This window comes from Hymenobacter bucti (assembly GCF_042681145.1).
GTDB classification, from domain to species: Bacteria; Bacteroidota; Bacteroidia; order Cytophagales; family Hymenobacteraceae; genus Hymenobacter; species Hymenobacter bucti.
In genome coordinates this window covers 1-13,679 of the sequence record NZ_JBHUFD010000017.1, presented here as the reverse complement: position 1 = coordinate 13,679, position 13,679 = coordinate 1, and the positions used below count along the sequence as shown (strand labels likewise).

11 protein-coding genes and 1 tRNA gene are annotated in these 13,679 nt (G+C 57.3%); 8 read left to right on the top strand and 4 right to left on the bottom strand.

Features of this window, described 5'->3' with window-relative positions:
- Positions 1-38: 38 nt before the first annotated feature.
- The gene (locus tag ACFSDX_RS19030; RefSeq protein WP_382316433.1) at positions 39-2,111 is read left to right on the top strand and encodes an OmpA family protein; all 2,073 of its coding nucleotides are present in this window, start codon (positions 39-41) and stop codon (positions 2,109-2,111) included.
- A gap of 58 nt (positions 2,112-2,169) precedes the next feature.
- Here the strand turns inward: ACFSDX_RS19030 and clpX are convergent, their stop codons facing one another.
- From clpX to ACFSDX_RS19010, 4 genes are all read right to left on the bottom strand, one after another.
- On the bottom strand, positions 2,170-3,393 hold the full coding sequence (clpX, locus tag ACFSDX_RS19025; RefSeq protein ID WP_382316431.1) for an ATP-dependent Clp protease ATP-binding subunit ClpX: 1,224 nt from the start codon (positions 3,391-3,393) through the stop codon (positions 2,170-2,172).
- A gap of 310 nt (positions 3,394-3,703) precedes the next feature.
- Positions 3,704-4,414: a ClpP family protease gene (locus tag ACFSDX_RS19020; protein ID WP_382316429.1), complete on the bottom strand. Its 711-nt coding sequence runs from the start codon at positions 4,412-4,414 to the stop codon at positions 3,704-3,706.
- Positions 4,415-4,670: 256 nt separating this feature from the next.
- Entirely contained in the window at positions 4,671-6,005 is a 1,335-nt protein-coding gene (gene tig, locus ACFSDX_RS19015; protein WP_382316427.1) for a trigger factor, read from the bottom strand.
- 92 nt (positions 6,006-6,097) lie between these two features.
- Positions 6,098-6,179: transfer RNA gene (locus ACFSDX_RS19010), tRNA-Leu, on the bottom strand.
- Positions 6,180-6,377: 198 nt separating this feature from the next.
- Here ACFSDX_RS19010 and ACFSDX_RS19005 point away from each other — a divergent pair.
- The 7 genes from ACFSDX_RS19005 (at position 6,378) to ACFSDX_RS18975 (ending at position 13,215) form a co-directional block, all read left to right on the top strand.
- Positions 6,378-8,585, top strand: a complete 2,208-nt coding sequence (locus tag ACFSDX_RS19005; RefSeq protein ID WP_382316425.1) for a RelA/SpoT family protein — start codon at positions 6,378-6,380, stop codon at positions 8,583-8,585.
- Positions 8,586-8,915, top strand: coding sequence for a CHY zinc finger protein (locus ACFSDX_RS19000; protein ID WP_382316423.1), 330 nt, complete (start codon positions 8,586-8,588; stop codon positions 8,913-8,915).
- A gap of 135 nt (positions 8,916-9,050) precedes the next feature.
- Positions 9,051-10,205, top strand: a complete 1,155-nt coding sequence (locus tag ACFSDX_RS18995; RefSeq protein WP_382316421.1) for an MFS transporter — start codon at positions 9,051-9,053, stop codon at positions 10,203-10,205.
- 111 nt (positions 10,206-10,316) lie between these two features.
- Positions 10,317-10,895 (top strand): Fur family transcriptional regulator, encoded by a 579-nt coding sequence (locus ACFSDX_RS18990; RefSeq protein WP_382316486.1) that lies wholly within the window; start codon positions 10,317-10,319, stop codon positions 10,893-10,895.
- Entirely contained in the window at positions 10,896-11,246 is a 351-nt protein-coding gene (locus ACFSDX_RS18985) for an STAS domain-containing protein (RefSeq protein WP_382316419.1), read from the top strand.
- A 130-nt stretch (positions 11,247-11,376) separates the two neighbouring features.
- Positions 11,377-12,645, top strand: coding sequence for an adenylosuccinate synthase (locus ACFSDX_RS18980; protein WP_382316417.1), 1,269 nt, complete (start codon positions 11,377-11,379; stop codon positions 12,643-12,645).
- A gap of 177 nt (positions 12,646-12,822) precedes the next feature.
- A complete protein-coding gene (locus ACFSDX_RS18975; protein WP_382316415.1) occupies positions 12,823-13,215 on the top strand; it encodes a DUF2750 domain-containing protein in 393 nt (130 codons plus the stop codon).
- The last annotated feature ends 464 nt before the right edge of the window (positions 13,216-13,679 follow it).

The following is a 13,679-nucleotide window of genomic DNA, read 5'->3' as shown; positions in this document are numbered from 1 at the left end:
TAGTGTTTATAGTTATCCGTAGTACCGCTATTCCATTTATGGCTACTTATTCGCACTTGTTGCGCCGCTTGCCACTGGCTTTGCTGCTGGCCACCAGCCTGCCGAGCGCCGCGCAGAGCATCCTGTTTACCAAAGACCAATTTAAGGAAAATAAGGATGGGCTGAAGGAGGCCCAGCGCGAGTTGAAAGCCGGCGACGAGGCTTACCTGGCTGACCCGGCGCGTTACCTCGTGGCGCTGCCGCACTACCTAGCCGCGCAGGAATTCAACCCCGATAATGCGGAGCTGAACGCCAAGATTGGCGACTGCTACCTGCATTCGGGCACGAAGGCGGCGGCGCTGCCGTATTTGCAGAAAGCACAGAAGCTAGAGCCCGCCAACGATGCGCGCACGCACTACCTGCTGGGCCAAGCGCTGCACCTGAATGCCAAATGGGCCGCTGCCATCAAGGAATACCAGCAGAGCGCGCCGATGGGCGGCAGCAAGGCTGCCGACGGTGCCCTGACCGTGACAGCCGAGGACTTGTCGCGCCGCGTGCGGGAGTGCCGCAATGGAATGGAGCTGCAAAAGCGTCCTGCTAGGGTATTCATCGACAATGCCGGCCCCGAAATCAACTCGGCCTACTCTGATTACGGCCCGGTAGTAGCGGCCGATGAGACGACGCTGCTCTTTACCTCGCGGCGGCCTAACTCGGCCAGTGTGGCTAAAGACCCACTGGGCGACAGCTACTTTGAGGACGTGTACCAGGCGGCGTGGCAGGGCAAAAAGTGGACTTCGGCCGCCAACCTCGGCGCGCCCGTCAATACCAAAAACCACGATGCGACCGTGGGCCTCGCTCCCGATGGCCAGCGCCTGCTCGTGTACGCCGACGAGAGCGGCGGCGACCTGCTCGAATCGAACCTACGCGGCATCACCTGGGACAAGCCCAAGGGGCTGGGCAGCCGCATCAACTCGAAATACCACGAGTCGTCGGCCGCGTACTCGCCCGATGGGCGCTACCTCTACTTCGTGAGCGACAAACCCGAGGGCGGGCGCGGCGGCCACGATATTTATAAGGTGGAGCTGGCCGGCAACCGGCCCGCCGAGAACCTGGGGCTGATTATCAACACGCCCTACGGCGAGGAGGCCGTGTTTATTATGCCCGATGGCAAGACGCTGTACTTCTCCTCGGAGGGCCACAACTCGATGGGCGGCTACGACATTTTCAAGTCGGTGTACCAGAACGGCAAGTGGAGCGAGCCCGAAAACCTGGGCTGGCCCATCAATACGCCCGACGACGACGTGTTTTTCGTGGCCTCGGCCTCGGGCCGGCACGGCTACTACGCCAGTGACCGGCCGGGCGGACTAGGCGGCAAGGACATCTACCGCATCACCTTCCTAGGTCCCGAAAAGCCGCCCGTGCTCAGCGAAGAAAACCAGCTGCTGGCCTCGCGCCTCGCCCCGATTACCCAGACGGTGCTGGCGCCACCCGTGGCCGTGGCCACGGCCCAGGTCACCATCCTGAAAGGCACCGTGACCGACGACCTGACCAAGATGCCCGTGGAAGCCCTTATCGACCTGATTGACAACAAGACCGGCCAGAGCATTGCCACCTTCCACAGCAACGCCACCTCGGGCCGCTACCTCGTGAGCCTGCCCTCGGGCACCAACTACGGCATCGTGGTGCGGCAGGAGGGTTACCTGTTCCACTCCGAAAACTTCGACCTACCCGCCGACGCGGCATACGCCGAGGTGACCAAGGATATTCCACTCAAGAAGCTGGAAGTCGGTGTTGTTATCGTGCTGAGCAACATCTTCTTCGACACCGGCAAAGCTACCCTGCGCCCCGAAAGCACCGCCGAGCTGGAGCGCCTCCAAAAGCTGCTCGCCGACCAGCCCACCATCCGCCTCGAAATGGCCGGCCACACCGATAACATCGGCAAGCCCGCCGCTAACCAGGACCTCAGCCAGCGCCGCGCCCAGGCCGTAGTGGCGTACCTCACGCAGCACGGCATCGCCGCCGACCGCCTCGCCGCCGCCGGCTACGGCGACACCCGCCCCGTGGCGCCCAACGATACCAAGCTCGGCCGCCAACTCAACCGCCGCACCGAGTTTAAAGTGACGGGGAAGTAGACCACCATCTGTCATTGCCGCGCTTCGCTTTGCTACGCTCGCAATGACAGGCGCGGCCCTAGGCGGCCCGCATCAGCCGCAGCGGTGACTTCTCAAACTTGCTTCTGGCGTAGCTCTCCGTAATCATTAGCTCGCCGGTGCCGACTTCGGAGGGCATTTCGAACATGGCGTCGGTCATGATGCTCTCGCAGATGGAGCGCAGGCCGCGGGCACCCAGGCGGTACTCGTCGGCGCGCTCTACGATGTATTCGAGCGCTTCCTCGGTGAAATCGAGGTGGATGTTCTCCATGTTGAACAAGCGCTTGTACTGGCGCACGAGCGAGTTTTTGGGCTCGGTCAGAATTAGGCGTAGCGTGCTCTTGTCCAGCGGGTTGAGGTGCGTGAGCACGGGCAGGCGGCCGATGAGTTCGGGGATGAGGCCGAAGCTCTTGATATCCTGGGCCGATACGTAGCGCAAGAAATTCTGCGTGTCCACGTTCTCCTCCAGATTAGTTTTGGAGAAGCCCATCGGCTTGGTATTCAGACGGCTCTTGATGATGCGGTCGATGCCCGAAAAGGCGCCGCCGCACATGAAAAGGATGTTTTCGGTGTTCACCGAAATCATCTTTTGGTCGGGGTGCTTGCGGCCGCCCTGGGGCGGCACGTTGATGTGGGTGCCTTCGAGCAGCTTCAGCAACGCCTGCTGCACGCCCTCGCCGCTCACGTCGCGCGTGATGCTGGGGTTGTCGCTCTTGCGGGCGATTTTGTCAATCTCGTCGATGTAGACGATGCCGCGCTCGGCGGCTTCGAGGTTGTAGTCAGCCGCTTGCAGCAGGCGCGTGAGGATGCTTTCCACGTCTTCACCCACGTAGCCGGCCTCCGTCAGCACCGTAGCATCGGCTATGCAGAAGGGCACTTGCAGGATTTTAGCCAGCATTTTGGCCAGGAAGGTTTTGCCGGTGCCGGTTTCGCCCACCATGATGATGTTCGACTTCTCAATCACCACTTCGTCGTGCTGGGGCTTCTGCATCAAGCGCTTGTAGTGGTTGTAGACGGCCACCGACATCACGCGCTTGGCTTCGTCCTGGCCCACCACGTACTGGTCGAGGTGCTGCTTGATTTCGCGGGGCTTGATGAGGTTGAATTTGGGCTGGCGAGCCTCGGCTTGCAGCTTGGTTTCTTCGCTCAGAATGTGCTGGGCCTGCGCCACGCACTTCTCGCAGATGTGGGCATTGATGCCCGAAATCATGACCGCGACATCACGCTTAGGCTTATTACAAAAGGAGCAGGCTATTTCCGGCATCGGGTCAAACTAAATGAACGCAAGCAGTAAGAAGCTGCTTTCGGCGAAACGGGTTCAAAGATACGCCGCGCAGCAGGGCAATGATGACGCACGTAGGGCTTCGTTGCAAACTGCAGCGAGCCACGAGGGCTTATGAGTTGCCTAAGTAGCTCGACTTGCGTAATGTTCAGATTATATAGGTTTTTGTCTTTATTTTGAGGCTATAAAAAAGCCCCAGCTACATAGCCAGGGCTTTTCTTATTATCGCTTAGTCAGCCCGCCGCAGGCGGGCGTATCCGTTAAATCCTAAAAATCCGTTTGAATCTGCGGTCTAGGCGGCCGCTTTCTTCTCCAGCACCTCGTCAATCAGGCCGTATTCCTTGGCCTCATCAGCACGCATCCAGTAGTCACGCTCCGAGTTGTCGTAGATTTCCTGGTATGTTTTGCCGCTGTGTTTTGCCAGAATGTCATACAACTCCTTCTTGAGCTTCAGAATCTCGCGGGCCGTGATTTCGATGTCCGTCGACTGGCCTTGCGCGCCGCCCGAAGGCTGATGAATCATCACGCGGGCGTGGGGTAGCGCCGAACGCTTGTCCTTGGCACCACCGGCCAGCAACACGGCACCCATCGAAGCCGCGAGGCCCGTGCAGATGGTAGCCACGTCGGGGTTCACGTACTGCATGGTGTCGTAGATACCCAAGCCAGCGTACACCGAACCACCGGGCGAGTTGATATACAGCAGAATATCTTTCTTCGAGTCGGCCGACTCCAGGAACAGCATCTGCGCCGTCAGGATGTTGGCGATGTAGTCATCCACGGCCGTACCTAGGAACACGATGCGGTCCATGATGAGGCGCGAGAATACGTCGATTTCACGGAAGTTCTGGGGGCGCTCCTCGATGACCGAACGGGTCATGTTGCTCGGCATGATGAGCCCACCGCGCGTCTGACCTTCTACGTTATGAATATATTGGTCCACGGCCAAACCGTTGAGGCCCTGATGCTTTACAGCAAATTTGCGAAACTCTTGTTTATTCAGCATGTGGGTAAAAATGTAGGGTAAGCGCTAGCTTGCCCGTGTTCAAAAACAAAAGACGAGCCCAGCGGCTGAATGTTGTAAATGCTATCTTCTGTCATTGCGAGCGTAGCGAAGCAATCGTATCCAGGTAGTGCCCGAACGGACTCGCTCTGGTGCGATTGCTTCGCTGCGCTCGCAATGACAAACGGTACGGATAAACAACAAAAAAGCCTTTACGCGGGGCGTAAAGGCTTTTTTAACTGGCAACTAGTCCGAAGGTTTAGCCCTCGTTCTGGTTGCGGAATTCTTCAGCCGTTACGGGCTCATCCGTAACAACAACTTTGCCACGCAGGGCTTCCACTACTTTCTCTGCCAGAATGGCCTCGTACTCCTGTACGTAGTTTTTGCCGTTCTCCTGCTTCAGGTAGTTGTCAGCAAAACCAGCCATGCCCTGGCGCATCTCGTCGGTCAGCGCCATGCCACCGCCAAATTGACCTAGGATTTTGTCCAGCACGCGGTTGCGGATTTCTTCGGTCTCTACTTTGAGGCCCATGTCTTCCACCACTTTATTGCGGATGAGGCTCCACTTCAACTCGCGCTCGTAGTCCGAGTAGTGCTCTTCTACCGTAGCGGCGTCGAGCTTGCCTTCGTTGGCGCGCACCAGCCACTTCTTGAAGAACTCGGTCGGAATCTGAATCGTGGTGTTGTCAATCAGCGCGTCAATGAGCTTGCGGTTCACCAGGTTATCCGACTCGCGGTCGTAGTTCTGCTGAATCGTCTCGCGAATCTTGGCGTCGAATTCTTCTTTCGAAGCCACCGTCTCGGGGCCGAATACTTTGTCGAACAGCTCCTGGTTTTCCTCCGGGGCAGCCGTGCGGTTGATTTTCTCTACCTCGAATTCGTAGTCGCCGGTAGCACCGGCGGCTTCTTCCTTGCTCAGGCCCGAGAAGCTACGGATAGCACCTGCATCGCCCGCAAAAGCATCGCTCAAATCAAACGTCAGCGTGTCACCACCTTTCACGCCGATGAAGCGCTCCTGGCCATTTTTCACCTTGTTGATGGGCAACAATACTGTCTGGCCTTCGCCTTCGGCACCGGCCTTTTTCAGCTTGCCAAACAGGTAATCGTCGGCCTCCGAAGCCTCGGGGTTGGTGGTTTCGCCAAATTGGCGGGTAATCTGCTCGTTGGTTTCGGCCAGCGTGGCATCGTCGATGCTCACGGCCGAACGCTTCACTTCCAGCTGGCCATCGGCGGGCAGCTCGAAGTCGGGCAGCAGGCCCAGCTCAAACTGGAAGTCGAACGCCTTGGCGGTGTCAAAATCGACATCGCTAGCTACCGGAATCGGCTCGCCCAGGATTTTTACGTTGTTGTCTTTCAGGTACGAGTCAACGCTTTGGCCCAGCAGGCGGTTGATTTCGTCGGCCAAAATGCCTTTGCCGTACATTTTGCGCACCAGACCAGCCGGCACCTTACCGGGGCGGAAACCCTTGAACTGCGCTTTTTTGGTGGTTTCCTTGATTTGCTTTTCTACAGCGTCAGTGTAGTCGGCCTCTTCCAGATGCACGTTCAGCAGCCCGGTTAGCTGCTCCTCATTGCGGTCAAGCGTAATATTCAAAACGGTGGGAGCAAGCTGGTGCTTGCCAGTCGAGAAAGGTTAAAAAAAAAGCCCCTAACTACTTAGCCAGGGGCCTGTTTTGTTAAAACAAGTGCGGATGGAGGGACTCGAACCCACACACCGTAAGGAACCAGAGCCTAAATCTGGCGCGTCTACCAATTTCGCCACATCCGCTTGTTTGGCTGCCCGTCGCCATTCGCTGCGGGGCCGCAAAGGTACATATTATTTTGGAAGTACGCAAACAATGTAGCTCGGATACCGTGAGCCCGCGAATAGCTAGCTTTATGTACGTTACTTACGCCGCGTCCGGCACGGACTCGCAGGGACCGCGCCACACACCTTTCCGCCCGCCAAGTTGTTATTTGTAGTACTATGTCCCCCGTTATCGACCTCGAAGCAGAGCGCCAGGAAATCCTGCGCCAGTACCGCCGCCTGTTGCGCACCGCCAAGCCTTACTTGCAAAGCGGTGATACCAAGATAATTAAAAAAGCTTTCAACCAAAGCCTGGAGGCGCACAAAGACATGCGCCGCAAGTCGGGCGAGCCTTACATCCTGCACCCGCTGGCCGTAGCCCAAATTGCGGTAGAGGAAATCGGCCTAGGTACCACCAGCATCGTGGCGGCGCTGCTGCATGACGTGGTAGAGGATACGCCCACCGAAATCAGTGACGTAGAGCGCGATTTTGGCCCCAAAGTGGCCCGCATTGTAGACGGCCTGACAAAAATCTCGGGCGTCTTCGAGCAAGGCACCAGCGAGCAGGCTGAAAACTTCCGCAAAATGCTGCTCACCCTGAGCGAAGACGTGCGGGTTATTTTGATAAAACTCGCTGACCGTCTGCACAATATGCGGACGCTCGACTCGATGCCGCGCCACAAGCAGCTCAAAATCGCTAGCGAAACCATCTACCTCTACGCGCCGCTGGCGCACCGCCTAGGGCTCTACGCCATCAAGACGGAGCTCGAAGACCTGCACCTCAAGTACACCGACACTGAGATTTATGCCGACCTGAAAGGCAAGGTCAAGCAGAGCCAGAGCGCTCGCAATCGCTTCATCAAGGAGTTTGTGCAGCCTATTGATGACGAGTTGAAAGCCCAGGGCTTTAGCTACGAAATAAAAGGCCGGCCGAAGAGTATTTACTCGATTCTCAAGAAGATGCGTAAGCAAAACGTGACCTTCGAGGAGGTGTACGACCTGTTTGCCATCCGCGTGATTCTCGACGTGCCGCACGACCAGGAAAAGGCCGCCTGTTGGCAGGTGTACAGCATCGTCACTGACTTCTACCAGCCCAACCCCGACCGCCTGCGCGACTGGGTGAGCACGCCCAAAGCCAACGGCTATGAGAGCCTGCACACCACCGTCATGTCGCATCCCGGCCAGTGGGTGGAGGTGCAAATCCGCTCGCGGCGCATGGACGACATCGCTGAAAAAGGCTACGCTGCCCACTGGAAGTACAAGGATACCGGCAGTCTTCAGCCCGAAAGCACGCTCGAAGCCTGGGTGAACCGCGTGCGCGAAATGCTGGAAAGCAACAATTCCAGCGCGCTGGAATTCATGGACGAGTTCCGGCAAAACCTCTTCGTGAAGGAGGTCTACACCTTCACGCCCAAGGGCAAACTCATCATCCTGCCCGAAAAAGCCACCGCGCTCGATTTTGCCTTTGACATTCACACGCACATTGGCCTACGCTGCCTAGGTGCCAAAGTCAACCAAAAGCTAGAACCCTTCAGCTACAAGCTGCGCAACGGCGACCAGGTCGAAATCCTGACCTCGCACAAGCAAAAGCCCACCGCCGACTGGCTCAATTACGTGATTACCAGCAAGGCCAAAAACCGCATCAAGGACTACCTGCGCGACGACAAGCGCTCGAAAGCTGACGACGGGAAGTTCATTCTGGAAAAGCGCCTGGAGCTGATTGGCGTCGAGAACACGCCCGAGAATTTTCAGCGCCTGCTCACGTATTTCAACGTGCCCACCGCCCAGGAATTCTACTTTCGCCTGGCAATGGGGATGCTCGACGGCCGCGAAATCCGGGAGAATCTGTTTCGTCAGGAAGGTATCATTACGCCGCGCCCCTCGGTGCTGGAGCCGAAGAAATTCGACAGCGAAATTCAGAAAATCAGGGGCTTGCACCCTAATATGCTGGTAGTCGGCGAGCGCACCGACAAGTTCAACCACAGCCTGGCGCGCTGCTGCAACCCTATCCCCGGCGACGATGTATTCGGCTTCGAAACCGAAACCGGCCTCATCATCCACCGCACCAGTTGCCACCGCGCCGTCGACCTCATGTCGAACTACGGCAACCGCATCGTGCGCGCCAAGTGGACCGACCAGCTCGAACTAGCCTTCCTAGCCGGCATCCGCTTCAAAGGCTCCGACCGCGTAGGTATCGTAAACGATATAACGCGCATCATCTCAACGGCCCTGAAAGTAAATATGCGCTCCATCACGGTAGAAGCTAACGATGGCTTTTTCGAAGGCCAAATCCTGGTTTTTGTTAACGATACCGACCACCTGAATAAGCTCATTCAGCGGCTGGTCCGGGTCAACGGCGTGCTGCAAGTAGAGCGATTTGATTCGTAAATGAGTAACGAAAATCTTTCAGTCCATGGTTTCGGCGTCAACGCTCGCACGCAGTGCGCCCACTATCATTCTGAGCGCGATATTATCGCCATTAAGCACAAGTGTTGCGGCACGTTTTACGCCTGCATCCAGTGTCACACCGAACTAGCCGACCACGCGCCGGTTGTATGGCCAAAAACTGAGCGCGACGCCGAGGCCATTCTGTGCGGTAATTGCCATAATCAGCTGTCAATTGCGGAGTACTTAGCTTGCGACAATACCTGCCCGGCGTGCCAGGCCGCTTTCAATCCCGGCTGCGCCAACCACTACCCATTGTATTTCGAAATGTAGCCGCATCCCCCGCTAGTGCTCGGCAGTAGCAGGAATTCCCATCCCTCACGTTCTCAGCCTGTATTAGTCCGTTTATTTAAAGCCTCAGGTTGCTTCGGCACCTAGGCCACTGCGCCCGCCGGGCGTAGTCCCCGTATGCAAGCTTCCGTTGTTGCCTCGCGGCCCCGTCACATTCATCGGCTGGCCGTGAGTGCCTCTTTTCTACTGCAGGGCCTGTGTTTTTCAACCTGGGCCTCGCGCATTCCCACGGTGCAGCAAAAGCTGCACCTCTCCGAAACCGAGCTGGGTGGCGTGCTGCTGGCGGTGCCAGTGGGTCTCATCGTGTCGCTGCCCATCACGGGCTGGCTGGTGGCCAAGCACGGGAGCCGCACTATGACGGTGCTGGCCGTGCTGCTCTACTCGGGCGCGCTGCCCTTGCTAGGCTTGGCCCAAAACGTGCCGCAACTGCTGGCCGCGCTGGTGATATTTGGCTTCGGCAGCAACATGGCCAATATTAGCGTTAATACCCAGGGGGTAGGGGTGGAGGCCATTTATGGCAAGTCCATCCTGGCGACCTTTCACGGTATCTGGAGCTTAGCGGGCTTCGTGGGCGCCGCCCTAGGCACGGCCATGATAGGCTGGGGCATTGCTCCGCTCCAGCATTTCACCATTATGGCCCTCGTCATCTGGCTGGGCGTGGCCCTGATGCGCCCCTACCTGGTGCCCGCCGATGCCCCCAGCCCCGCCGACCAGCCGCTGTTCGTGCTACCCGATAAAAGCCTGATGCTCCTAGGGGTGCTAGCCTTCTGCTCGCTGCTCTCCGAAGGCACCATGTTCGACTGGAGCGGCGTGTACTTCAAAAAGATAGTTCTCGCCGAAAAAGCGCAGGTCGGCCTCGGTTTCTCGGCTTTCATGGCTATGATGGCCACCGGCCGCTTCTTCGCCGATTGGTTTACCGACAAGTTTGGCCGGGCGCGCACCTTACAGTTTAGTGGTACACTGACCACGGTGGGCTTGGCGCTAGCCGTGGCGTTTCCAACGCTGCTTATTGCTTCCATCGGCTTTATGCTGGTGGGGTTGGGCGTATCGTCGGTAGTGCCGCTGGTGTATAGCGCGGCCGGCAAGTCGCGCACCATGCCGGCCGGGGTAGCGCTGGCGGCCGTGTCCACGGTAGGCTTTGCGGGCTTTTTGCTGGGGCCGCCGCTCATCGGGCTGGTGGCGGGCGCGACTAGCCTGCGGGTGTCGTTCGCCATTATCGCCGTGATGGGCCTGGCCGTGGCCGCCCTGGCCCGCCCGGCCACGGCCGATTAGCTGCGCCCTAGGTAGGAATCTTAGCGGTAGTAGCTTTGTAGTAATCAAACAGAAATTTATACTACATATAACGTCTGATATTTCGTGAAAACCGACCTCCACGCCCCACCCATGCCGGTGCCCACCAGCGGCCCCGGCTCCAGCCTCGGCGGCTCGACCGAAACCGGCTACGCCGCGCGCCATGCGCCCAGCGCCGCCAGTCAGGCCACGCTCAATACCGACCGCCTTGAAGAAGTCAAGAAAATCTTCACCGCCCACCTCGAAAATAAAGGCCTCCGCAAAACTGCCGAGCGCTACGCCATCCTCGAAGAAATCTACGCCCGCTCGGGTCACTTCGATGTCGAGGAGCTGTACGCCGGCATGAAGGAGCGCAACCTCCAGGTGAGTCGCGCCACGGTCTACAATACCCTGGATTTGCTTGTCGAGCAAGGTCTTGTGAGCAAGCACCAGTTCGGCCGCAACCTCGCGCAGTACGAAAAAAGCTACGGCTACCGCCAGCACGACCACGTCATCTGCACCGAGTGCCATAAGGTGGTCGAGTTCTGCGACCCCCGCATCCACGGCATCCAAACGATGGTGGGCGACCTGCTGAATTTTCATATTCTGCATCATTCCCTAAATTTGTACGGCATTTGCGGCGACTGCCGCGCCAAAGCCGCCGCCCACTCCGCCCCCGCGCCCACTAAGTAGATGACCACCACCAGCACCCTCGCCGACGGCGTTCTCTACCTTACCCTCACCGGCGACCTCATCGGCAGCCCCGACACCCAGCAGCTCCTCGATTCGGTAAATGACTACCTAGGCGACGCCGTCACCAACTGCGCCGTCGACCTTTCGGGCATTCGCTACATCAACAGCACCGGCATCGGCGTGCTGGTGTCGCTGCTCACCAAGTTCCGCAGCCGCGGCGGCGAAATGGTCCTCATCAATCCCGCCGACCATCCCCGCAAAATGCTGGCCCTCACCAAGCTAAGCAATATCTTCACCGTAGCCGCCGACCAAGCCGACGCCCGCCAACAGTTCACCACAGCCGCCTCCTAGGCGGCTGTTTTTTTGCCCTAAATAGCCGGTAGCTTCCGCTGCCAACCATCAGAATACCTCAATCCCCGAGCTGTTAGCTGTTATCAAGCAGAACCTGATAATTGCTAATTGCTCATTGATAATTGAAAAAATGCCCGTAGACGTACTAGTAGGCCTCCAGTGGGGCGACGAAGGAAAAGGTAAAATCGTGGATGTGCTCGCCCCCACCTACGATGCCGTAGCCCGCTTCCAGGGTGGCCCCAACGCCGGCCACACCCTCACCTTCGACGGCATGAAGCACGTGCTGCACCAGGTGCCGAGCGGCATTTTCCACCCCCACATCCTCAACGTAGTGGGCAATGGCGTCGTCCTCGACCCCGTCGTCTTCCGCGGCGAGCTGCAAAAACTGACCGATAGGGGAGTGGATTGGAGCCAAAACCTCTACATTTCAAAGAAGGCCCAGCTCATCCTGCCCTCGCACCGCGCCCTCGACCGCATCAGCGAAGAAGCCCGTGGCAACACCAAAATCGGCAGCACCCTCAAAGGCATCGGCCCCACGTACTCCGACAAAATCGGCCGCGTGGGCCTGCGCGTCAGCCACATCCTGCTCCCCGATTTTCAGGAGCGTTATAAGGAAGCCGTAGCCCATCACGCTAGCATCGCCGCTCACTATAATAAAGAGTTGGAAATTGGCGAGTTCGAAGCCGACTTCTTTTCTGCCGTTGAGTTTCTGCGCACGCTCCAGCTCATCGACACTGAATATTTGCTCAACGACCTCCTCCGCCAGGGCAAACGCATCCTGGCCGAAGGCGCCCAGGGCTCCTTACTAGATATTGATTTCGGCACGTATCCCTACGTCACGTCGTCGAGCACTATCGCCGCTGGCGCCTGCACCGGCCTCGGCATCGCCCCCCGTCATATAGATAAGGTATACGGTATCACCAAAGCCTATTGCACCCGCGTCGGCAGCGGCCCCTTCCCCACGGAGCTCCACGACGAAGTCGGCGAGCAAATCCGCCAAGCCGGCCGCGAGTTCGGCTCTACCACAGGCCGCCCCCGACGCACCGGCTGGATAGACCTGCCCGCGCTCCGCTACGCCATCATGCTCAATGGCGTCACCGAGCTGCACCTCATGAAAGCCGACGTGCTCGATGGTTTCGCCGAAATCCAGGCCTGCACGCACTACCGCACCGCCACCGGCGATAGCACCCCCAACCTCCCCGACCCTGGCCAGCTCGAAACCATCACCCCCGAGTACGTCGCCATCCCCGGTTGGAATACCGACCTCACCCAGGTCACCGACGCTGCCCAATTCCCCCAGCCCCTTCAAGACTACCTAGCCTTCCTCGAAAAGGAGCTGCAAGTGCCCATCCGCATCGTCAGCGTCGGCCCAGATAGAGTGAGCACGCTATTTCGATAAGCAGCCTGGCTTCAAATCAGGCGTCTGGTAAACAATTGTCATGCTGAACGTAGTGAAGCATCTTGGTCGCTTTTGCCGCACGTTCGGCGGAGCGGTAGAGATGCTTCATCACGCTCAGCATGACATTCGTTTTAGCTTTTCCTCTAATTTAGAAGCCTAGTAGCCAAGTCAGGCATAATGGAGTATAATCCCAATCCGATAGAAGTTGATAAGGTATCAGCCCTAAAGCCGTTTGACAGGTACAAATACACTGCTAAGAAGGTGGCTGACTTTAAGCTAGTCTATACGCTCGTTCACGAAGATGGAACTTGGGCACTAGCAAAGGTTGAAAGAAAAACTATCGTTGCCTTGTGGCCAGCAGCGGTATATGCACAAGCTAACGCAACCGGCGTTTGGGCGAACTACCAAACACTAGTAATATCTCTCAATGAGTTGCTATCGACTCGTTTAGAGTCGTTTGAGAAAAATGGCTTCTTGATAAACGTGTTCTCGAAGCCAAGTAAAACTGGTTTCGTTGTTTCATCAGACAAGTTTAGAGCTGATTTAGAGGAAGAGCTAGAGAATTGTTGAGCTCTCAAAGTGGAAGTAGGAGATGATATAAAATTTTCTCTTCCATTCTCAGCCACTTACAACCCTCGCCCGTTTTATTTCGTAATCCACCGCTTGCCCGCCTAAAAAGTCTCCTTACCTTTGCAGTCCCAAACGGCAATCGGCCCACTGGAAACCTGGAAAAATGCAAGTCTCCTAGTAAAAGCAAAACTTACGGAACTCCCCGGCTGGCCAACGTGTCTTACTCACCTTGCCCCTCACATAAGAGGTTAAAAAAAGAAATTTTCTTAACCTCTTGCAAAGTCGGAAAAAGCTACCTTACCTTTGCACCCCGCTTCAACAGGAGGCGATTAGATCGAAAAACAAGAAAAGAAAAGCTTAAAATTTTTTCACTTCAAATTTGGAAAGTCAGAAAAATTAGCTACCTTTGCACTCCCAATCACAAACAGGGCTTGCAAACGGCAAGAAAACGAGTCGCTAAACTG